Origin of the sequence: Stenotrophomonas pictorum JCM 9942, assembly GCF_001310775.1 — a bacterium.
Classification (GTDB): Bacteria; Pseudomonadota; Gammaproteobacteria; order Xanthomonadales; family Xanthomonadaceae; genus Stenotrophomonas; species Stenotrophomonas pictorum.
The window spans coordinates 1-19,949 of the sequence record NZ_BAZI01000003.1 but is presented as its reverse complement, the minus strand read 5'-3'; the positions used below and the strand labels follow the sequence as shown (position 1 = coordinate 19,949).

Here is a 19,949-nt window from a genome sequence, read left to right as displayed (position 1 = left end):
AGTAAAAGGCCCGGCGCATCGCACTGGGCCTTTTTTGTGCCGCCAACCGCCACCTATTTTTTCGGCAGATACAGCAGCGGATCCACCGGCTTGCCGTTGTAACGGATCTCGAAGTGCAGCATGTCGCGCGAGGTGCCGGTACGGCCCATCTCGCGATCTGATCGCCGGCCTTCACGCTCTGCCCTTCATTCACCAGTCGCTTGCGGTTGTGCCCATACGCCGAGAGCCACTGCTCGTTGTGCTTGATGATGATCAGCTCGCCGTAGCCCACCAGGCCGGCGCCGGAGTAGACGACCACCCCCGGACCTGCCGCACGCACCGCCTGCCCGCTGCTGCCGGCGATATCGATCCCCTGCTTGGTGGCCTCGCCGGCAACAAAACGGCCTACCAGCGCGCCATCTGCCGGCCATCGCCAGCCGATACCGCTATTGACCGGGGCCGCAACGGGCGTCGTCGGCGCTGGAGTGGGTCGCGTGGTGGTTGCGGTACCGCCCACCGGACGGCTGACAGCAGCCCCACCCGGATACAGACGCAACGACTGCCCCGGATAGATCGTGTACGGCTCCGACAAGCCGTTCCATGCCGCCAAGTCACGCGGCGTGATGTTATGGATGCGCGCCAATGCGAACAGGGTGTCGCCACGCCGGACAACCGCCGTCTGCCCCGGCTTGGGGACCGACTTCTGGGGTGTCGCATGGCCGGCGGAAGCACCGGCACCTGAAGGCCTGACCACCGTTGCCGTACCGCAGCCTGCCAATGCAACCACCAGCGCCAGCGCAGCGACGCGACCGAAACCCTTGCCCATCATTTTTGCACTCATGCGAATTTCGCTCTCCAGACCAGCCAGCCCACCAGGCCGGCAACCAGCACGGTTGCGATCCAGCCCAGCGGCTCAATCCAGCGCCGCAACGCCTGGGCCGCACGCGCCCCGCCAAAACGGATCACCGCAGCCAGAATATAAACGCGCTTGCCGCGACCGATCAGCATGCTCAATACATACTGCGGCAGCGGCACGCCGACGATACCCGAGGCCCATGTGAAAACTTTCATCGGGATCGGCATGAACCCACCCAGCACGAGGAAAGTGAACACCGCCCATGGCGATTCGGCCATTTTTTCCTGGATGGTGGCGATGCCCGATTCAATCGACGGCAGCATGCCCATCATCTCGAACAGCGGCTTCATCAGCTCGAACGCGTAATGGCCGAGCGCATAACCGACCATCGCACCGGCCATCGAGCCGATCAGGCTCAGCGTGGCAAAACGCCAGCCTTTGCGGGGCTGCGCCACGCACATCGGCATCAACATCACTTCCGGCATCACCGGAAAAATGATGGCTTCTATGAAGCTCAGCACGGTCAGGTAGGTGGGAGCACGCTCGTGGCTGGCCCAGACCAGCGCCCGGTCGTAAAGAGGCCCGAAAATCTTCATGGTTCGCTTGATCCTTAGCTTCAGTCCAGCATGCCCGACAGCAGCGGCACGAAGCTGACCAGCGCCAGTTCCTCCTGCTGGATGCTGCCATCGGCCAATCGTGTCAATTGCAGAAGTGCCTGCCCGCCCGGTCCTCCGACCGGCGCCACCAGCCGGCCGCCGACAGCAAGCTGTTCGATCAGCGCGTCCACCAGAGCCGGAGCCGCCGCGGTCACCACGATGGCGTCATAGGGAGCATGCTCCGGCCAACCGATGCGGCCATCGTCGTGTTTGCTGCGCACGTTCATGCCCAGCTTGCGGAAACGCTTGCGCGCCTGCCGCAGCAGATCGCCAATACGCTCCACCGTGTAGACCTCCAGCCCCAGCGCGGCGAGGATCGCGGCCTGGTAGCCGGAACCGGTCCCCACTTCCAGCACGGTCTTCGGCTCGACCGCCAGCACCGCCTCGGTCATCCGCGCCACCACCCATGGCTGGGAAATGGTCTGCCCATGTCCGATCGGCAAGGCCGTGTCTTCGTACGCCCGCGACGCCAGTGCCTCATCGATGAACAGATGGCGTGGCACCACCCGCACCGCATTGAGCGTTGGCTCGCTGGCAATCCCAGCCTCCCGCAGGCGATCCACCAGGCGGTCGCGCACGCGCTGCGAAGTCATGCCAATGCCCACCGCTTCTGGCTGCAACCGCAGGCGCGGCGTCATTCTTTCGACCCCAGTGTGGCCGACAGCCCCCCGACCCAGCTTGCAACCTTCTCCAACGCGGAGTAGCGGGTCAGGTCTACCTGGATCGGGGTTATCGAGATATGCCCGGTGCGTACCGCGTGGAAATCCGTGCCGGGGCCGGCATCCTGCTCGCTGCCGGCCGGACCTATCCAATACACCGTATTGCCGCGTGGATCAGTCGCCGGGACGCAGGGCTCCGCGCGGTGGCGGTTACCCAGACGGGTGACCTCGAAACCGCGGATATCCTCCCAGGCCAGATCCGGAACATTCACATTGAGGATGGTGTCCGCCGGCAACGGATCGGCAATCAGGCGCGCCACGATCTCCACCGCCGCGCGTGCCGCGGTACGGAAATTCTTTGCCTCGTGCTTGTGCGTTACCAGCGACACCGCCACCGAAGGCAGACCCAGACAACGTCCCTCCATCGCCGCCGAGACCGTGCCCGAATAGATCACGTCATCACCGAGGTTGGCTGCATTGTTGATGCCTGACACCACGATATCCGGCTCATACTCAAGCATTCCGGTCAGCGCCAGATGCACGCAGTCTGTGGGCGTGCCCGCCACCGCGCAGGTGTAGTGGTCGATACGACGCAACCGTACCGGCTGATCCAACGTCAGCGAGTTGCTGGCGCCGGAGCGATCACGATCCGGCGCAACCACCGTCACCTCGTGGCCAGCGTTGCGCAGTTCCTCGGCAAGCATCTTGATGCCGGGGGCGTCCACACCATCGTCATTTGATACTAGTACGCGCATTAAAGACCTGAGTCACCGAATCAACTGCGGTGTCAACACTACCTCACCGCTCCGACTGCCGCGCCGCTGCTATGCATCCTCGGATGCGCAGCTGCATGTTTTCCCAATGATACCGGAATGCACGCGCCCGCCTTCCCACCCAGACGCTTGCCTGCGACCCAGAGCACGTTACGCTGTGCAGATGTCGTACCCCGAAGATGAAGATGACAGCGCGCTGTTCCTCTCGGCCATAGGCGAGGTGAAACGGCTGCCACCGGTGGAGGCGCCGGCAACCGGCAAGCCACGCCCGAAGCCGCGCGCGCGCATGGCCGAACAGGATGAGGCGTTGGCACTGGGCGAGTTCGCCAGACTGCTGCGATCAGCCGCGCCACTGGAAGCTGGTGACGTGGCCAGCTATCGCCGCGAGAATCTGCCGGCGCGGATGTTCCAGCGCCTCAAGCGCGGCCAGTATTCCGTGCAGGACGAACTGGACCTGCATGGTGCAACCACATCCCAGGCCGAGGCTCTGCTGCGGGAGTTCCTGCTGGAAGCGCACGCCCACGAGTTTGGGTGCGTACGCATCATCCATGGCAAGGGCCTGCAATCCGACGGCGGCGCGCCGGCACTGAAAAACCTGGTCGATCGCATGCTGCGGCTGCGCAACGACGTGCTGGCGTTTCACTCCGCGCCGGCCACCCAAGGCGGTACCGGCGCGGTACTGGTGCTGTTGGCCAACCGCTGAGCGCGCCAGACCTCAGCTGTCGCTGTAAGCCTGGCTGGCATCGTTGACGGCACCAAGCTCGTGCAGCACCGCCGTGGCATAGCAGCCCGGTGGCAGTGCAAATGACATCTCCAGCACACCGTCCTGCAGCCATTGATGCTGCAGCAAGGCCGGACGTAACCGCAGCGGTCGCCGCTCCTGCTTCAGCCCCGCCGCCTCCAGACCCGCCCGCAACGCCACGGCCTGCTCATCGGCCAGGGCCGCGGACTCCAGCGCCAGCGCCTGGCCGGTGGAACGCAACTCGCCCAAGCCCCACAACGGGCCACTGGGATGGATATCGAAACGTGCCAGCCGCTCTGCCAGCACCTCGCTCATCGGTTCCGGGCCGAACACCGAGCGGCTGCCATCGAGCATCCACACCTCACCGTCCAGCGGCCGATCCCAGCTGTCCTGCTCCACACGCGCGGCCAGCACGCGATTGAACAGGGCCGAACGGGCCGCGGACAGCAGCATCGAGCGCTGGTCCTGACGCACCCGGCGTCCGCCAAACATCGCCAACGCCGCCGGCACATTGCCGCCATCCCGGCCAAAACGCTGCTCCCCGAACCAGTTCGGCAGGCCGCGCTCGGCAATCATCTGCAACCGCGCATCGATCGCCGCCACATCACCGCGCACCTCGCGCAACACCAGCTTGAAACGGTTGCCCGCCAACGCGCCGCGCTGCAGCTTGCGGTTGTGCCAGGTCGCGGAGAGCACATGGATCTCATCGGACTCCAGCATGGCGACATCCGGCGACACCCGCTTGGGCAGGTGCACGCTGAAACGCTGCGTGGTGACCGCATGACGATCTTTCTGCCCGGCGTAGCTGACGCCCATCTCCGGCACACCCGCCCACTGCGCCAGGCGCTTGGCCACGGCCACGGTATTGGCACCGCGCTTGCGGATCTCCAGCAGCAGGTGCTCCCCCTCGCCGGTTGGTTCGAATGCCGGCAATTCATCCACCTGGAAATCTTCCGGCACGGTGCGGATGTCCGCCGTCAGCAACGGCGCACCGAACGCCAGCGGCAGCGCGCTCACAGCGCCACCAGCAGCACGGCCGCTTGCGCGGCAATGCCTTCCCCACGGCCGGTGAATCCCAGCTTCTCGCTGGTGGTGGCCTTGATGCTGACCCGCTCCAACTCGATTCCCAGCAGCTGCGCAACCTTCTCGCGCATCGCCAGCGCATGCGGGCCGACCTTGGGCCGCTCACAGATCACGGTGATATCCGTATTCCCAACCTGCCAGCCGCGTTCACGCAGCAGCCCATTGCAATGGCTGACGAACCGGCTGCTGTCCGCCCCCTTCCAGCGGTCATCCGATGGCGGGAAATGCACACCGATATCGCCCAGCGCCACCGCACCGAGCATCGCATCACACAGCGCATGCAGGATCACATCGCCATCGCTGTGTGCCAGCACGCCACAGTGGTGCGGCACGCGCACCCCGCCGAGCATGATGTGGTCGCCCTCGCCGAAGGCATGGACGTCATAGCCCTGGCCGATACGGACCGGCGGGAAAGAAACAGAACTGTTCATGGGGATTCGCTACTTCTATGCAGAGCCAACGCTCGCAGCGCCGGCGGACAGTCAGCCATCGCGCCGCGACAGCTCGAATTCGAAACGGGCCAGATCCGCCGGCGTGGTGACCTTGAAATTGCTCTCGGCCCCTTCCACCAGCAACGGCCGGGCCCCCTGCCGCTCCATGGCCATGGCCTCGTCGGTCACCTCGATGCCGGCGGCAGTGGCGTCCATCAGCGCACGGGTCAGCTGGTGACGACGGAACAGCTGCGGAGTCAGCGCGCGCCACAGACGCTCGCGCGGCTCGGTACGATCAATGCCACCATCATCGCCGGAACGCTTGAGCGTATCGCGCACCGGTGCCGCCAGAATCGCACCGACCGGATCGGCACGCCCCACCTCCAGCAGGCGCCCGAGATCGGCCGCCGCCAGATTCGGACGCGCCGCATCGTGGACCAGCACGAAATCGTCGGCACGGACACTGTCAGGCAGCGCCTGCAGCCCCGCCAGCACCGACAATGCGCGGGTCTGGCCACCGGTGCAGGTCAGCACCGCCTTGTCGGCAAATGAAGTCCATCCCGGCCAGTCCGCGTCGTTCTCGGCGATCGCCACCATGACCCCGGCAACACCGGAATGGGACAGCAGCGATTCCAGCGTGTGCGCCAGCAGGGGCTGACCGCCGGCCTGCAGGTACTGCTTGGGAACGGGCCCACCAAATCGGGTACCGCGACCTGCAGCCGGCACCACCGCCCATACCTGGGTGACACTCATGGCAGATCCTCCGCTGCTGCGCCGGATTGCCCTGTCCACCGCCCACCGCCGCGCGCGCGATGACCGGAGCGTTCTCCACCACGCGATAGAACTTCTCACCCGGCTTGATCATGCCCAGCTCGCTGCGCGCGCGCTCCTCGATGGCAGCCTCGCCTTCCTTCAGATCCTTGACCTCGGCCGCCAACGCATCATTGCGCTGCTGCAGACCTTCGTTGTCACGCTTCTGGTTGGCGACCTGGGCTTCGAGCATCAGCACTTCACCCGAATTGCCCGGGCCGAACCAGAAACGGTACTGCAGCAATGCCAGCAGTACCGCGAGCACCAGCAGCAGCCAGCGCCAGTTGCGCATGGCTTAGCGCTTGAGCGAGACGAACGCGTTACGACCGGCGTAACGCGCGTTGCTGCCGAGGGCTTCCTCGATACGCAGCAACTGGTTGTACTTGGCCACGCGGTCGCTGCGGCACAGCGAGCCGGTCTTGATCTGGGTGGCAGTGGTGGCCACGGCGATATCGGCGATGGTGGTGTCTTCGGTTTCGCCCGAGCGGTGCGAGACGATCGCCGCGTAGCCGGCCTTGTCGGCCATGGCGATGGCTTCCAGGGTTTCGCTCAGCGTGCCGATCTGGTTGACCTTGATCAGGATCGCGTTGGCGGTGCCCGAGTCGATACCTTCCTGGAATATCTTCGGATTGGTCACGAACAGGTCGTCACCGACCAGCTGCACCTTCTTGCCGATGCGCTCGGTCAGCAGTTTCCAGCCGGCCCAGTCGTTCTCGGCCAGGCCGTCTTCGATGGTGATGATCGGGTACTGCGCGGCCCAGTCGGCCAGGAAGTCGACAAACTGCTCGGAGGTCAGACGCTTGTTCTCGCCGACCAGGTTGTACTTGCCGTTCTCGAAGAATTCGCTGGAAGCCACGTCCAGACCCAGCAGCACATCCTCACCGGCCGTGTAGCCGGCCTTGCCGATGGCTTCGAGGATGGTGTCCAGCGCTTCGACATTGCTGCGGAAATCCGGGGCGAAACCACCCTCGTCGCCGACCGCGGTGCTCAGGCCGTGGCTCTTGAGCACCGACTTGAGCGAATGGAAGATCTCGGTGCCGGCACGCAGCGATTCGGCGAACGAATCAAAGCCGACCGGCAGCACCATGAACTCCTGGAAATCGACGTTGTTGTCGGCGTGGGCACCGCCGTTGATGATGTTCATCATCGGCACCGGCAGCGACGGGGTCGCACCCGTCTTGCCCGCCAGGTACTGCCACAGTGCCTGCTTCTTCGACGCGGCAGCCGCGTGCGCGGCGGCCATCGAAACTCCGAGCAGCGCGTTGGCGCCCAGGCGGCCCTTGTTCTCGGTGCCGTCCAGATCGATCAGGCGACGGTCCAGGCCTTCCTGGTCGGCCGCATCGAAATCCTTCAGCGCCGTGGCGATGGCGCCATTGACGTTGGCCACCGCATCGCGCACGCCCTTGCCCAGGTAACGGGTCTTGTCACCATCGCGCAGCTCCACCGCCTCCTTGGTGCCCGTGGAGGCGCCCGACGGCACCATGGCACGGCCAAACGAACCGTCCTGCAGGGTGACTTCGGCTTCCAGCGTGGGGTTGCCACGGCTGTCGAGGATTTCACGGGCGTGGATCTTGGCGATATTGGTCATGATCGGGGGCGGGAGCTCGTCTGAAATGGATCGGGTATCGGAAGAAGAAACGCAAAAGCGACGGCAAGTTTAAACGAAGCAGACACCGGCGCGGGGCGTTGCTTTCCATTGAAAGCGGCGCCCCCCCTACCAGGCTGAACGGGAGTCCGGCTGCCGGTGCTGTTCTGACAGAGCCGCCGGACCGATTCCGCCGCAATGCAGATGGGCCGCGAAATCGCGGCCCATCTGCGTTGCGGCAAACGAAACGTGCGGTCACGAAGGTGGCCACACCCCCCCGTTGCCAGAGTGGATCAACCCGGCCCGCAAATACTTATGCCTGCGCCTCTTTGAGCAGTGTGCCGCCGGCCTTCTTCTCACGCGCGGCACGGATGAAGCCCACAAACAGCGGGTGACCATCGCGCGGAGTGGACAGGAATTCCGGATGCGCCTGACAGGCAAGGAACCACGGGTGCTTGTCGCGCGGCAGTTCCACCACTTCCACCAGCGTGTCATCCATCGACTTGCCCGAGATCACCAGCCCGGCATCTTCCAGCTGGGTGCGATAGCGGTTGTTGAACTCGTAGCGATGGCGATGGCGCTCGGCCACCACGTCCTTGCCATACAGCTCGTGTGCCAGCGTGCCCGGCTTCAACCGCTGCTCCTGCAGGCCCAGACGCATGGTGCCGCCCAGATCGGATTTCTCGTCACGCTTTTCAACCTCACCACTGGCCGTACGCCACTCGGTGATCAGACCGATCACCGGATTCGGCGACTGGCGGTCGTTTTCGGTGCTGTTGGCACCTTCCAACCCGGCCACATGCCGCGCGAAATCGACTACCGCCGCCTGCATGCCATAGCAGATACCGAAGTACGGCACCTGGTGCTCGCGGGCGTACTGGGAGGTGAGCACCTTGCCCTCGAATCCGCGATCACCAAAGCCGCCCGGCACCAGGATGCCGTCGACATTGTCCAGCGCGGACAGGCCGGCGCTCTCCAGCTCCTGCGCCTCCAGCCACTTGAGGTTGACACGGGTGCGCTGGCGCAGACCCCCATGCTTGAGCGCCTCGGCCACCGACTTGTAGGCGTCCTGGTGGTCGATGTACTTGCCGACCACCGCGATGGTCACCTCGTCCAACGGGTGCAGCGCCGCATCCAGCACCGCCTCCCACTCGGCCATATCCACCGGACCGGCCTTGTCACCCAGCTTGAGCTGGTTGACCACGATTTCGTCCAGGCCCTGCGCGTGCAGACCCATCGGTACGCGGTACAGCACCTCCACGTCCGGCACGCTGATCACCGCGCGCTCGGAAACGTTGGTGAACAGCGAAATCTTGCGGCGCTCGGAATCGGGAATCACCTGCTCGGAGCGGCACAGCAGCACATCCGGCTGGATACCGATCGAACGCAGTTCCTTGACCGAGTGCTGGGTCGGCTTGGTCTTCAACTCGCCGGCCGCGGCGATGAACGGCACCAGGGTCAGGTGCATGAACAGCGCCTTCTCCGGCCCACGCTCGGTCCGCACCTGGCGGATCGCCTCCAGGAATGGCAGCGATTCGATATCACCCACGGTACCGCCGATCTCCACCAGCGCCACGTCGAAACCCGCGGTGGCCTCGTCGATGCAACGGCGGATCTCGTCGGTGATGTGCGGGATCACCTGCACGGTGGCGCCGAGGTAATCCCCGCGACGCTCCTTGCGGATCACGTTCTCGTAGATGCGACCGGTGGTCACCGAGTTCTTGCGGCTCAGCCGGGTGCGCAGAAAACGCTCGTAATGCCCCAGATCCAGATCGGTCTCGGCACCGTCGTCGGTGACATAGACCTCACCATGCTGGAAGGGACTCATCGTGCCTGGATCGACGTTGATGTACGGATCCAGCTTCATCATCGTGACCTTCAGGCCACGCGCCTCGAGAATGGAGGCCAGCGACGCGGCCGCAATGCCCTTGCCAAGCGAGGACACTACACCGCCAGTAACAAAAATAAGGGGGGTCATGGCTCAAGCGCCTCCCGGAAAGCCCTAGTTTAAAGGTTGTCGCCTCAACACCCAAGCACGGGATGTGGCGAGATCAAAAAAAAGACGCCCCAACCTGCGCCGGGGCGTCCACGAATCGTTGAAAGCAGGCGTCAGCGACGGCGACGGCCTTCCTCTTCTTCCTCTTCCTCACGCGGTGCCGGCTGACTGGCCTGCGTTTTTTCCTGCGCGGCAGCTGCCGCACGGCGCTTGGCTTTCTGCTCGGCCTCGGTCTGCGCCTTGTCCGCCGATGCATTCTGGGCGGTTTCAGCCGTCTTGCCCTTGTCGGCGCTCTGCGCCATCACCAGCGGGGCAGCGACCACAGCCGCGGCAACTGCGGCCAGCACCAGCAATTTCGATGTTTTCATCCCGTTCCTCCTCAATTCGCGCGCCAGACAGGACAGCGCCTGGATTGGACCGTGCACAGGATACCCGGCCCCGCCTCGCCGCGCCCTGAATGCCCCGCGTGCAAAAATCGCCGCCAGACCGCACACTCCAGCGTCGTTTTGCGCCCTACCGAGATACATGAACGCCCGTTACAACGCCGCCGACATCGAAGTCCTTTCCGGCCTGGACCCGGTCAAACGCCGCCCCGGCATGTACACCGACACCGCGCGCCCGAACCATCTGGCGCAGGAAGTCATCGACAACTCGGTCGACGAGGCGCTGGCCGGCCACGCCAAAACGGTGGAAGTCATCCTGTTCAAGGACGGCAGCTGCGAGGTCAGCGATGACGGCCGCGGCATGCCGGTGGACATCCATCCGGAAGAGAAGATCCCCGGCGTCGAGCTGATCCTGACCCGGCTGCATGCCGGCGGCAAATTCAGCAACCGCAACTACACCTTCTCCGGCGGCCTGCACGGCGTCGGCGTGTCGGTGGTGAACGCGCTCTCCACCCTGGTGGAGATCCATATCCGCCGCGAAGGCAGCGAACACCGCATCACCTTCCGCGATGGTGACCGCGCCAGCCCGCTGGAAGTGGTCGGCAGCGTTGGCAAGAAGAACACAGGCACCCGTCTGCGCTTCTGGCCGGACCCGAAGTATTTCGACACCCCCAAATTCAACCTGCGGGCGCTGCGCCACCTGCTGCGCGCCAAGGCCGTCCTGTGCCCAGGGCTGACCGTCAAGCTGACCGACGAAGCCACCGGTGAAGTCGACACCTGGTATTACGAGGACGGCCTGCGTGACTACCTGAAAGCCGAACTGGGCGAGCGCGAAATGCTGCCGGCCGAACTGTTCACCGGCAACCTGAAGAAGGAAACCGAGGTGGTGGACTGGGCCGTGGCCTGGCTGCCGGAGGGCGAACTGGTCCAGGAAAGCTACGTCAACCTGATCCCCACCGCCCAGCACGGCACCCACGCCAACGGCCTGCGCACCGGCCTGACCGAGGCGCTGCGCGAGTTCTGCGACTTCCGCAATCTGCTGCCGCGCGGCGTCAAGCTGGCGCCGGAAGACGTGTGGGACCGGGTGTCGTTCGTGCTGTCGCTGAAGATGACCGACCCGCAGTTTTCCGGCCAGACCAAGGAACGCCTGTCCTCGCGCCAGGCCGCCGGTTTCGTCGAGGGTGCGGTGCATGACGCCTTCAGCCTGCTGCTGAACCAGAATGTGGAGCTGGGCGAGAAGATCGCGCAGATCGCCATCGAACGCGCCAGCGCGCGGCTGAAGACCGAAAAACTGGTCACCCGCAAGAAAGTCACCCAGGGCCCGGCCCTGCCCGGCAAGCTGGCCGACTGCATCAGCCAGGACCTGTCCCGCACCGAGCTGTTCCTGGTGGAAGGCGACTCGGCCGGCGGCAGCGCCAAGCAGGCCCGCGACAAGGATTTCCAGGCCATCCTGCCATTGCGCGGCAAGATCCTGAACACCTGGGAAGTGGCCTCGGGCAGCGTGCTGGCCTCCGAGGAAGTGCACAACCTGGCCGTGGCCATCGGCTGCGACCCGGGCAAGGAGGACCTGTCGGGCCTGCGCTACGGCAAGGTGGTGATCCTGGCCGACGCCGACTCCGACGGCCTGCACATTGCCACGCTGCTGACCGCCCTGTTCCTGAAACACTTCCCGGCTCTGGTCGATGCCGGCCACGTGTTCGTGGCGATGCCACCGCTGTTCCGCGTGGACGTGGGCAAGCAGGTGTTCTATGCACTGGACGAGGAAGAAAAGCGCTCGCTGCTGGACAAGATCCAGCGCGAGAAGCTCAAGGGCCAGGTCAACGTCACCCGCTTCAAGGGCCTGGGCGAGATGAACCCGCAGCAGCTGCGCGAGTCGACCATCTACCCCGATACCCGCCGCCTGGTGCAGCTGACGGTGGACGACAGTGAGCAGACCAGCTCTTTGATGGACATGCTGCTGGCCAAGAAACGCGCCTCGGATCGGAAGCAATGGCTGGAGAACAAGGGTGATCTGGCTTCACTGGAAGCCTGATTCCCGCAGCCTGATCCGTACCACCCGAAGCCCGCCCTCACCGGCGGGCTTTCTGCTCCCGCCCCATCCGATCCTCCAGCCATGCAAACAACCCGGAGCCGTCTCCGGCACATCCCCCCCCCCCTGCCTCGCCGATCTGCCGCCCAACAAATAAGCCCGCCATCACTGGCGGGCTTTTTGTTTGCCTTTTGCCACCTGACAACCGGCTGCCGTCAGTTCCAGCCCACCAGCTCGAACAGTTTCAGGATCAGGTAGGCGCAGCCACCGGCTGCCGGGATGGTCAGGATCCAGGCCCACAGGATGCGCTCGATCACGCCCAGGCGCAGCGACTTGGGGTTCTTGGCAAAGCCGACGCCCATGATCGCGGTGGAGATGCTGTGGGTGGTCGAGACCGGCATGCCGAAGTGCGCCGCCAGGGTCAGGACCGTGGCCGAGCTGGTCTCCGCGGCAAAGCCGTGGATCGGGTGCAGCTTGACCATCTTGTGACCCAGGGTCTTGATGATCTTCCAGCCTCCCGAGGCGGTACCGGCTGCCATCACCACCGCACAGGTCAGCACGATCCACATCGCGATGCCGTCCCCAGCCTGCGCATTGGGATGCATGAAGGCCAGCCAGGAAGGCAGGTCATCCAGCGCACCGGTCGCCTCGGCGCCGATCAGGGTCATGGCGATGATACCCATGGTCTTCTGCGCGTCATTGTGGCCGTGGGCAAAGCCCATGTAGGCCGCCGACACGATCTGCGCCTTGCCGAAGAACGCATTGACCCAGCGCGGACGCGCCAGCCGGCGCAACAGGCCACCCGCGCGCGCCATGGCGGCGATGATCGCCCACAGCAGGCACATCACCACGATACCCAGCAGGAAGCCGGCGATCGGCGAGGTGATCATCGGCACGAACACCTTCCACAACAGGCCCTTGTTCTGCGCCCAGTTGCCGACATTCTGCGACCAGATCAGCGCGTCCCAGTTGTTGTGGGCCGCCGCCAGACCGGCGCCGCACAGGCCACCGATCAACGCATGCGAGGAGGAGGACGGCAGGCCCTTCCACCAGGTGATCAGATTCCAGACGATGCCGCCCAGCAGCGCGCACAGGATCACCTGTGGCGTCACCGCGACCACGTCGGTATTGAGCAGGCCGTTGGCGATGGTCAGCGCCACCGCGGTGCCGGTCAGCGCGCCGATCAGGTTCATGAAGGCCGCCAGCATCACCGCCCAGCCGGGCGAGAGCACCTTGGTTGCCACCACGGTGGCAATGGAGTTGGCGGTGTCGTGGAAGCCGTTGATGAACTCGAAGACGAGCGCAGCCAGGATCACCACCAGTACTAGGGTGAGCATCGAGCGGCCCCGTCAGCTGTTCTTGAGCACGATCTGGTACGCCACCACACCGGCCTCGCGGCAACGGTCGATGGCTTTTTCCAGAATCTCGAAGAATTCCTTGAGCAGGAACATCTGCAGGTTGTCCAGACGTCCGGAGTAGATGTCGCGGTACAGCTCCAGCATCAGCCGGTCGGCCTCGTTCTCCAGCGCGCGCAGCTTTTCGTTCAACGCGGTCATCCGGTCCAGGTTCATGTGGCGCAGGTCGTTGACCATTTCCACCACCACGCCGGCGGCCTGCTCCAGCATCGCCGCGCGCGGCGCGAAGTCGATGTGCTCCAGATGCGCCACGGCCAGCGAATAGCGATCGGCGAACTTCTCGATCTGCTTGGGAATCTTGTACAGCGCCGAACCCAGTGCTTCGATGTCCTCGCGCTCGATCGGCGTCATGAAGCTGTCCACCAGCGCCTGACTGATCTTGTCCGAGGCGGCCCGTTCGCGCAGACGTGCGAGCTTGAAAGCGTCCAGAGCAGGCTCGCGATCCGCTTCGCGCATCATTGAATGCAGCGCCTTCGCGCTGTCGGAAGCGGCCTGTGCGGCCTCGTCAAGATTAGGTATAGAACTGCTTGCCGGAACCGAAAATGGTCTGCAACGAAAACATGGGGAGCCTATTCGCCGTCGCGGGAGGGACGGCACCAGCGCGAATTATGACTGCTAGAAGGCATCTCGGGTATTCCTTGCGGTTGTCCGCAGCGCCCGCGAGGCCGCGGTTAGCGCCCGCCAGCCGCGTTTTGCTAAGATGCGCGGGCGCCTTCCGGGCGCACCTTATGGACGACGACCCTCATCCCCCGCCGCGAATCCCGGTACACCACACCTGTGGTGACTTGGACGCCGCCTGCCTGACACACCCTCCCCTGCAACCAACCCGGGGAGATTCCCGTGCTTGAGTTTTTCATCGTAATCGCACTGATCCTGCTGAACGGCTTCTTTGCCATGTCCGAAATGTCGGTCATGACCTCGCGCAAAAGTCGCCTCAAGCAGATGGCCGGCTCCAGCAAACGCGCCGCACGTGCACTGGAACTGTCTGAAAAACCTGAAAATTTCCTGTCGACCGTACAGATCGGGATCACCCTGATCGGCATCCTGACCGGTGTCTATGGCGGCGACGCCATCGGCGGCGCCATCGCCGCGCAGCTGCAATCGCTGTTCCCGGCACTGTCGGCCAACTTCGCCCTGTTCGGCTCGACCCAGCCCTATGCCGACTTCCTCGGCAAGACCCTGGCGGTGGCCTGATCACCTATCTGACGCTGATTTTCGGCGAACTGGTCCCCAAGCGCGTCGCCCTGACCCGCTCGGAGGACATTGCCGGGGTCGTGGCGGTGCCGATGAGCTGGCTGGCACGCATCGCCGCGCCGGGCGTATGGCTGCTCTCGCGCTCCACCCATCTGGTGCTGCGCCTGCTGGGCCTGGGCCAGACCGAATCGGCCTCGGTGACGGAAGAGGAGATCCGCATGCTGGTGGCCGAAAGCCACGAGCAGGGCGTGATCGACGCCGACGAGCGCAACATGATGAACCGGGTGATGCGCCTGGGCGACCGCACCGCCGACAGCCTGATGACCCCCCGCAACCGCATCGCCTGGCTGGACACCACCGCGCCGGCCGAAAAGAACCTGCACACCATGCGTGAGCACGCGTTCTCGCGCTACCCGGTGTACCGCGACAACGACCAGGACATCGTCGGCATTCTGGAGGTGAAGACCCTGGTCACCCGGCTGGAGGGCTCCGAGCACTCGCTGTTCCAGAATCTGCGCGAGACCTTGTATGTGTCCGAGTCCACCCATGCGATGAAACTGCTGGAAATCTTCCGCGAGGAGCAGCAGTCGATGGCCCTGGTGGTGGATGAATACGGTGAGATCCAAGGGCTGGTGACCATCAGCGACCTGATGGGCGCCGTGGTCGGCCGCCTGCAGGCGCCGGAAAATACCGATGAGGACGCCCTGGTGGTCACCCGTGAAGACGGCTCGCAGCTGGTGGACGGCTCGCTGCCGATCGATGACCTGCGCGAACTGATGGAAGGCGCCGCGCTGCCTGACGCGGAGGAAGGCGACTACTACACGCTGGCCGGCATGTGCATGCACTATTTCGGCCGTATCCCCCACGCCGGCGAGTACTTCGACTGGGCGGGCTGGCGCATCGAAATCGTCGACCTGGACGGCGCGCGCATCGACAAGCTGCTGCTGCGCAAACTGGCCGAGGAAGATGCCGATGAACTCACCGGCTGACCCCGCCGCGGACGGCACCGGCAGCGACGGCTACCGCAACGAAGGCATCCGCACCCTGCTGGCCCTGTTCGAGCATGGCGATCCGGCCGAACATCTGCCGCTGCGGCATATCCTGCAGAACCTGCAGCAAAGCGCCTTCGGCGTTTTCCTGTTCATCGCGATCCTGCCGTCGTTCATTCCGATCCCGGGCGTCGGTGGTGCGGTCAGCGGCCCGCTGGTGGTGCTGATCGGCGTGCAACTGCTGGGCGGACTGTCGCGACCCTGGGTGCCCGGCTTCATTGCCCGCCGAGGCCCCAAGCGCGCGACCATGCACAGGTTCCTGGGCAAGATCGGCCGCCCGTTGCGGCGGCTGGACCGGATGCTCAGACCGCGTATGGCGCCATTGCTCCGGCCATTGCCGGCACGGATGTTCACTGGCCTGCTGCTGATCCTGGTCGGCCTGCTGCTGTCGCTGCCGATTCCGTTCACCAACTACCTGTTCGGCTTCCAGCTGCTGCTGTTTGCACTGGCCCTGATCGAGCGCGATGGCGCGCTGATGCTGTTCAACTGGGTGGCAGCCGTTGCCGCCGGCATGTTTTTCGGACTCGGCTCCGGGCAACTGGTCAGCCATACCGGCCAGCTGCTGCAGCGCTGGACCGGCGGCTGACGGAAATTGCGCAGCGCGGAGGGGCGGTAACCAGGCCGCCCCGGTCAACGCGCTTGTCGCGCCTGCCAGGCCTGCATGGCCAGCTCGAAGGAGCGCAAGCGGGCCTGATGGTCAAAGATGTTGGCGGTGATCAGCAGCTCATCCGGGCGATGCCGCCCGGCAAAGTCCGCCAGCCTTCGGCAACCTGTGCAGGATCGCCCAGCACCGTGCAAGCCAGAGCGCGCTCGACGCCGGCCTTCTCCTGCGGCGCCCAGAAGGATTCGATATCGGCCACCGGCGGCGGGATCTGTCCGGGCTGGCCGCGACGCAGATTGACGAAACTCTGCTGCTGGGTGGTGAACAGGCGCCGCGACTCGGCCTCGGAGTCACTGGCCACCACGTTCAGCGCCAGGATGGCGTAGGGAGCAGCCAGCCGCGCGGAAGCCCGGAAATCGCGCCGGTACAGCGCCAGCGCCTCATCCATCGCATCGGGTGCGAAGTGCGAGGCGAACGCGAACGGCAACCCCATCGCCGCCGCCAGCCGTGCACTGAACAGGCTGGAGCCCAGCAACCAAACCGGCACTTCGACCCCCGCTCCCGGCACCGCCTGCACGGACTGGCCGCGCTGCGCAGGCTCGAAATAATGGAGCAGCTCGGCAACATCCTGCGGGAACTGGTCGGCACTGTCGAAATAGCGGCGCAGCGCGCGCGCCGTGGCGTGATCGGTGCCGGGCGCACGCCCCAGCCCCAGATCGATGCGCCCCGGGTACAGCGAGGCCAGCGTGCCGAACTGCTCGGCCACCTGCAGCGGCGAGTGGTTGGGCAGCATGATCCCGCCGGCGCCCACACGGATGGTGGAGGTCCCGCCGGCCACATGCCCGATCAACACCGAAGTCGCCGCGCTGGCGATACCCGGCATGTTGTGGTGTTCGGCCAGCCAGTAGCGCCGGTAACCCCAACGCTCGGCGTGCTGGGCCAGATCCAGCATGTTGCCGAAGGCCTGCTGCGGCGTGGCGCCTTCACATACCGGTGCCAGATCGAGAATCGACAGAGGAATCATCGGGAGTTTCCATTGGGGACCACCTCCAGTTGGGGCCGATGACACTGCATTGCCAGCTGCCCCGACACCTCACCGCCACAACACTGCTTTCCGGGCACGACATCCGGACACCCTCAGGCGGCCTGTTCAGCCTCGCGGTCGACCAGCGGCTGCAACTGCGGATCCAGTGCCACGCGCTCGTCGAATACGAAGCAGCGGCCGTCGTAGCCCTCCCCGCCCACTTCCTCGAAATAGCCCAGAATGCCGCCTTCCAGCTGCAGCACATTGTCCATGCCGTCGTTGCGCATCCACAGCGCGGCCTTCTCGCAGCGGATACCGCCGGTGCAGAAACTGACCACGGTGGCATCGGCCAGGCCTTCGCGGTGCGGCTCGAGTGCGGCCGGCAGATCGGTGAATTTGTCGATCGGCAGGGTCAGGGCACCGGCAAAGGTGCCGTGCGCGAACTCCTGGACATTGCGGGTATCGAGCATCACCACGCGCTTGCCGGCATCGTCATGGCCCTGCCGCAACCAGCGCTGCACCGTGGCCGGGGCCACGCTGGGCGCACGCGGATAGTCCAGCGGCTGGCCGTCGTCGCGGCGGAAGCTGATGATTTCGGATTTGACCTTGGCCTTGAGCCGGGCGAACGGCTGCATCTGGCTGTAGCTGTACTTGACACGCATAGCGGCAAAGCGCGCATCGGTTTTCAGCTGCGCGTAGAACGCATCGATACCGTCACGGCTGCCGGCCAGGAACAGGTTGATGCCCTCCTCGGCAACCAGGATGGTGCCGCGCAGCTCCTGGGTCTGGGCGCACTCGAGCAGCGTTGCCGCCAGCGTGTCGGCATCGGGAAGCGGGACGAAATGGTAGGCGGCGGTATTGACGATCATGGACATATTCTAGAACGGTCGGTTGCCAGAGCCCGGGAAAAGGCCCATCGGCGGAACGGTGGGAAAAATGGAGACGGTGGAAAGCCGGCTCAGCCGCGCAACAGCATGAAGGGCAGCAGCACCAGCGCCGCAGCGGCGACCATGCCCAGCAACACCACCACCACATACAGCGGACGCTGCCGCAACAGCGAGCCGAAGGTCTCGGCACTGCCATCACGCAAAGCCGCCTCGCGTTCGGCACGGACCCGCTGGCCGCGCTCGGCCTGATAGGTCGCCATCAACGCCTTGGCGCGCGGATGGTCGTCGTTGTCACGCAACCAGATCCCGCCGTGCGAGATGCCCCAAGGACTGGGTTCGGTGCGATACCAGGCGATCGCGTTGCGATCGAGCAGTTCCCCGACCTCGCGACTTTCGTCTTCACCGACATTGCGTAGATTGAGCAGCAGTTTAGCCATGGCACCATGATACCCGGCGACGATGCGCTACCCTTGCACGCCCTGTCTGCCGGAGGTCGCCGTGCGCCGTCTATTCATCCCGACTCTGCTGTCCCTGCTCGCGGCCGGGTGCACCCCGCCGGGACCTCCGCCCGGAGGCACCATCGCCACCTTCGAGCGCATCGACACCCAGCCGGGTACCGGCGCTGAAGCCGTTCCCGGCACCAAAGTCACCGTCCACTACACCGGCTGGCTGTATGACGAGCGCGCCGCTGACAAGCACGGTGAAAAATTCGACAGCTCGCTCGACCGTGGCGAGCCCTTCACCTTCAACCTCGGTGAAAAGCAGGTCATCCGTGGCTGGGATGAAGGCTTTGCCGGCATGAAGGTCGGCGGCAAGCGCACCTTGATGATTCCGGCCGAATACGGCTACGGCAATCGCCGCACCGGACCGATCCCGGCCGGCTCCTCCCTGGTTTTCGATGTTGAACTGCTTGATGTCCAGCCCCGCTAAACACACCGTCGCCGTCATCGGCGGCGGCCCTGCCGGCCTGTTCGCCGCCGAACGCTTGTGCGCGGCCGGGCTGGAGGTGCACCTGTACGAGGCCAAAGGTTCGCCGGGACGAAAATTCCTGATCGCCGGCAAAGGCGGGCTCAACCTGACCCATTCCGAACCGCGGCCACAGTTCGACGGCCGCTATCGCGAACGCCAGGATGTCGTCGCCCGCTGGCTCGACGGCTTTGATGCCGAAGCGCTGCGCCACTGGGCGCAAGGCTTGGGCGTGGACACCTATGTCGGCAGTTCCGGACGCGTGTTCCCGGTTGATCGCAAAGCCGCGCCCCTGCTGCGCGGCTGGGTACGCCGTCTGAAAGAGCAAGGCGTGCGCTTCCACGTGCAGCACCGCTGGTCAGGCTGGAATGAGGACGGGACGCTGCGCTTCGAAACCGGCAATGGCACGGTCGATGTGCACAGCGATGCCACCGTGCTCGCCCTGGGCGGTGGCAGCTGGCCGCAGCTCGGCTCCGATGGTCGCTGGACGGAAATTCTGTCGGGTCGTGGCGTGGATATCACACCGCTGCAGCCGGCCAACTGTGGCTTCGACGTGGCCTGGTCCGAACATTTCCGGCAGCGCCACGCCGGCAGCCCGCTCAAACCGGTGATCGCACACTGGATCGATCTGCAAGGCCATGCGCAGCACCTGCAGGGCGAATGCGTCGCCAGCGAATACGGCCTTGAGGGCAGCCTGATCTATGCACTGGCGGCGGACCTGCGCGAAACCCTCCATCGCAACGGCAGCGCACAGCTGCAGCTGGATCTGGTACCAGGCCGCGAGCTGGACCGCCTGCGCGCCGACCTGGGACGGCCGCGCAAGGGCCGCAG

General features: G+C 65.1%; 17 protein-coding genes and 5 pseudogenes. 6 read left to right on the top strand and 16 right to left on the bottom strand.

Features of this window, described 5'->3' with window-relative positions; genetic code table 11:
- Positions 1 to 53 precede the first annotated feature (53 nt).
- From JCM9942_RS00540 to surE, 4 genes and pseudogenes are all read right to left on the bottom strand, one after another.
- A pseudogene (locus tag JCM9942_RS00540) lies at positions 54 to 820 on the bottom strand (peptidoglycan DD-metalloendopeptidase family protein).
- Positions 817 to 1,431, bottom strand: coding sequence for a YqaA family protein (locus tag JCM9942_RS00535; protein ID WP_054656806.1), 615 nt, complete (start codon positions 1,429 to 1,431; stop codon positions 817 to 819). Before JCM9942_RS00535 ends, JCM9942_RS00540 begins: the two are co-directional and overlap by 4 nt.
- A 20-nt stretch (positions 1,432 to 1,451) precedes the next feature.
- Complete coding sequence (locus JCM9942_RS00530; protein WP_054656805.1) at positions 1,452 to 2,129, bottom strand: protein-L-isoaspartate(D-aspartate) O-methyltransferase; 678 nt, start codon at positions 2,127 to 2,129, stop codon at positions 1,452 to 1,454.
- Complete coding sequence (gene surE, locus JCM9942_RS00525; RefSeq protein WP_054656804.1) at positions 2,126 to 2,905, bottom strand: 5'/3'-nucleotidase SurE; 780 nt, start codon at positions 2,903 to 2,905, stop codon at positions 2,126 to 2,128. Before surE ends, JCM9942_RS00530 begins: the two co-directional genes overlap by 4 nt.
- Before the next feature lie 181 nt (positions 2,906 to 3,086).
- Here surE and JCM9942_RS00520 point away from each other — a divergent pair, with 181 nt between their 5' ends.
- A complete protein-coding gene (locus JCM9942_RS00520; RefSeq protein WP_054656831.1) occupies positions 3,087 to 3,626 on the top strand; it encodes a Smr/MutS family protein in 540 nt (179 codons plus the stop codon).
- A gap of 12 nt (positions 3,627 to 3,638) precedes the next feature.
- Here JCM9942_RS00520 and truD read toward each other — a convergent pair whose 3' ends face one another.
- The 7 genes and pseudogenes from truD to JCM9942_RS00490 form a co-directional block, all read right to left on the bottom strand.
- A complete protein-coding gene (truD, locus tag JCM9942_RS00515) occupies positions 3,639 to 4,682 on the bottom strand; it encodes a tRNA pseudouridine(13) synthase TruD (RefSeq protein ID WP_054656803.1) in 1,044 nt (347 codons plus the stop codon).
- Positions 4,679 to 5,179, bottom strand: coding sequence for a 2-C-methyl-D-erythritol 2,4-cyclodiphosphate synthase (gene ispF / locus JCM9942_RS00510; protein ID WP_054656802.1), 501 nt, complete (start codon positions 5,177 to 5,179; stop codon positions 4,679 to 4,681). The genes truD and ispF overlap by 4 nt, the downstream gene beginning before the upstream one ends.
- A gap of 51 nt (positions 5,180 to 5,230) precedes the next feature.
- Positions 5,231 to 5,932: a 2-C-methyl-D-erythritol 4-phosphate cytidylyltransferase gene (ispD, locus tag JCM9942_RS00505; RefSeq protein WP_054656801.1), complete on the bottom strand. Its 702-nt coding sequence runs from the start codon at positions 5,930 to 5,932 to the stop codon at positions 5,231 to 5,233.
- A gap of 13 nt (positions 5,933 to 5,945) precedes the next feature.
- Positions 5,946 to 6,281 (bottom strand): annotated as a pseudogene (gene ftsB, locus JCM9942_RS17960) (cell division protein FtsB); the annotation flags it as partial.
- A 3-nt stretch (positions 6,282 to 6,284) separates the two neighbouring features.
- Positions 6,285 to 7,577 (bottom strand): phosphopyruvate hydratase, encoded by a 1,293-nt coding sequence (gene eno / locus JCM9942_RS00500; protein ID WP_054656800.1) that lies wholly within the window; start codon positions 7,575 to 7,577, stop codon positions 6,285 to 6,287.
- A gap of 310 nt (positions 7,578 to 7,887) precedes the next feature.
- Positions 7,888 to 9,552, bottom strand: coding sequence for a CTP synthase (gene pyrG, locus JCM9942_RS00495; RefSeq protein WP_054656799.1), 1,665 nt, complete (start codon positions 9,550 to 9,552; stop codon positions 7,888 to 7,890).
- A gap of 131 nt (positions 9,553 to 9,683) precedes the next feature.
- A complete protein-coding gene (locus tag JCM9942_RS00490; RefSeq protein ID WP_054656798.1) occupies positions 9,684 to 9,938 on the bottom strand; it encodes a hypothetical protein in 255 nt (84 codons plus the stop codon).
- Between the two features lie 157 nt (positions 9,939 to 10,095).
- On the opposite strand from JCM9942_RS00490, the gene parE reads away from it, so the two are divergent.
- Positions 10,096 to 11,985 (top strand): DNA topoisomerase IV subunit B, encoded by a 1,890-nt coding sequence (gene parE, locus JCM9942_RS00485; RefSeq protein ID WP_054656797.1) that lies wholly within the window; start codon positions 10,096 to 10,098, stop codon positions 11,983 to 11,985.
- 212 nt (positions 11,986 to 12,197) lie between these two features.
- Here parE and JCM9942_RS00480 read toward each other — a convergent pair whose 3' ends face one another.
- The gene (locus tag JCM9942_RS00480; RefSeq protein WP_054656796.1) at positions 12,198 to 13,319 is read right to left on the bottom strand and encodes an inorganic phosphate transporter; all 1,122 of its coding nucleotides are present in this window, start codon (positions 13,317 to 13,319) and stop codon (positions 12,198 to 12,200) included.
- A 12-nt stretch (positions 13,320 to 13,331) separates the two neighbouring features.
- Positions 13,332 to 13,959: pseudogene (locus tag JCM9942_RS00475) on the bottom strand (DUF47 domain-containing protein).
- Positions 13,960 to 14,237: 278 nt separating this feature from the next.
- Between JCM9942_RS00475 and JCM9942_RS00470 the strand changes: the two are divergent.
- Both JCM9942_RS00470 and JCM9942_RS00465 read left to right on the top strand, forming a co-directional pair.
- A pseudogene (locus tag JCM9942_RS00470) lies at positions 14,238 to 15,580 on the top strand (hemolysin family protein).
- Positions 15,564 to 16,226 carry an exopolysaccharide biosynthesis protein gene (locus JCM9942_RS00465; RefSeq protein ID WP_054656795.1) on the top strand — a complete coding sequence of 221 codons (663 nt, stop codon included), beginning with the start codon at positions 15,564 to 15,566 and terminating at the stop codon, positions 16,224 to 16,226. The pseudogene JCM9942_RS00470 and the gene JCM9942_RS00465 overlap by 17 nt, the downstream one beginning before the upstream one ends.
- Positions 16,227 to 16,270: 44 nt before the next feature.
- Here JCM9942_RS00465 and JCM9942_RS00460 read toward each other — a convergent pair.
- The 3 genes and pseudogenes from JCM9942_RS00460 to JCM9942_RS00450 form a co-directional block, all read right to left on the bottom strand.
- Positions 16,271 to 17,265 (bottom strand): annotated as a pseudogene (locus tag JCM9942_RS00460) (LLM class flavin-dependent oxidoreductase).
- A 113-nt stretch (positions 17,266 to 17,378) separates the two neighbouring features.
- Entirely contained in the window at positions 17,379 to 18,134 is a 756-nt protein-coding gene (locus JCM9942_RS00455) for a sulfurtransferase (RefSeq protein WP_054656830.1), read from the bottom strand.
- Positions 18,135 to 18,223: 89 nt separating this feature from the next.
- Positions 18,224 to 18,589 carry a DUF6164 family protein gene (locus JCM9942_RS00450; RefSeq protein WP_054656794.1) on the bottom strand — a complete coding sequence of 122 codons (366 nt, stop codon included), beginning with the start codon at positions 18,587 to 18,589 and terminating at the stop codon, positions 18,224 to 18,226.
- Positions 18,590 to 18,650: 61 nt separating this feature from the next.
- On the opposite strand from JCM9942_RS00450, the gene JCM9942_RS00445 reads away from it, so the two are divergent.
- Entirely contained in the window at positions 18,651 to 19,082 is a 432-nt protein-coding gene (locus tag JCM9942_RS00445; RefSeq protein ID WP_057506542.1) for an FKBP-type peptidyl-prolyl cis-trans isomerase, read from the top strand.
- Positions 19,066 to 19,949, top strand: an 884-nt coding sequence (locus tag JCM9942_RS00440) for a TIGR03862 family flavoprotein (RefSeq protein WP_089153118.1), incomplete at its 3' end; no start/stop codon positions are given. The genes JCM9942_RS00445 and JCM9942_RS00440, both read left to right, overlap by 17 nt.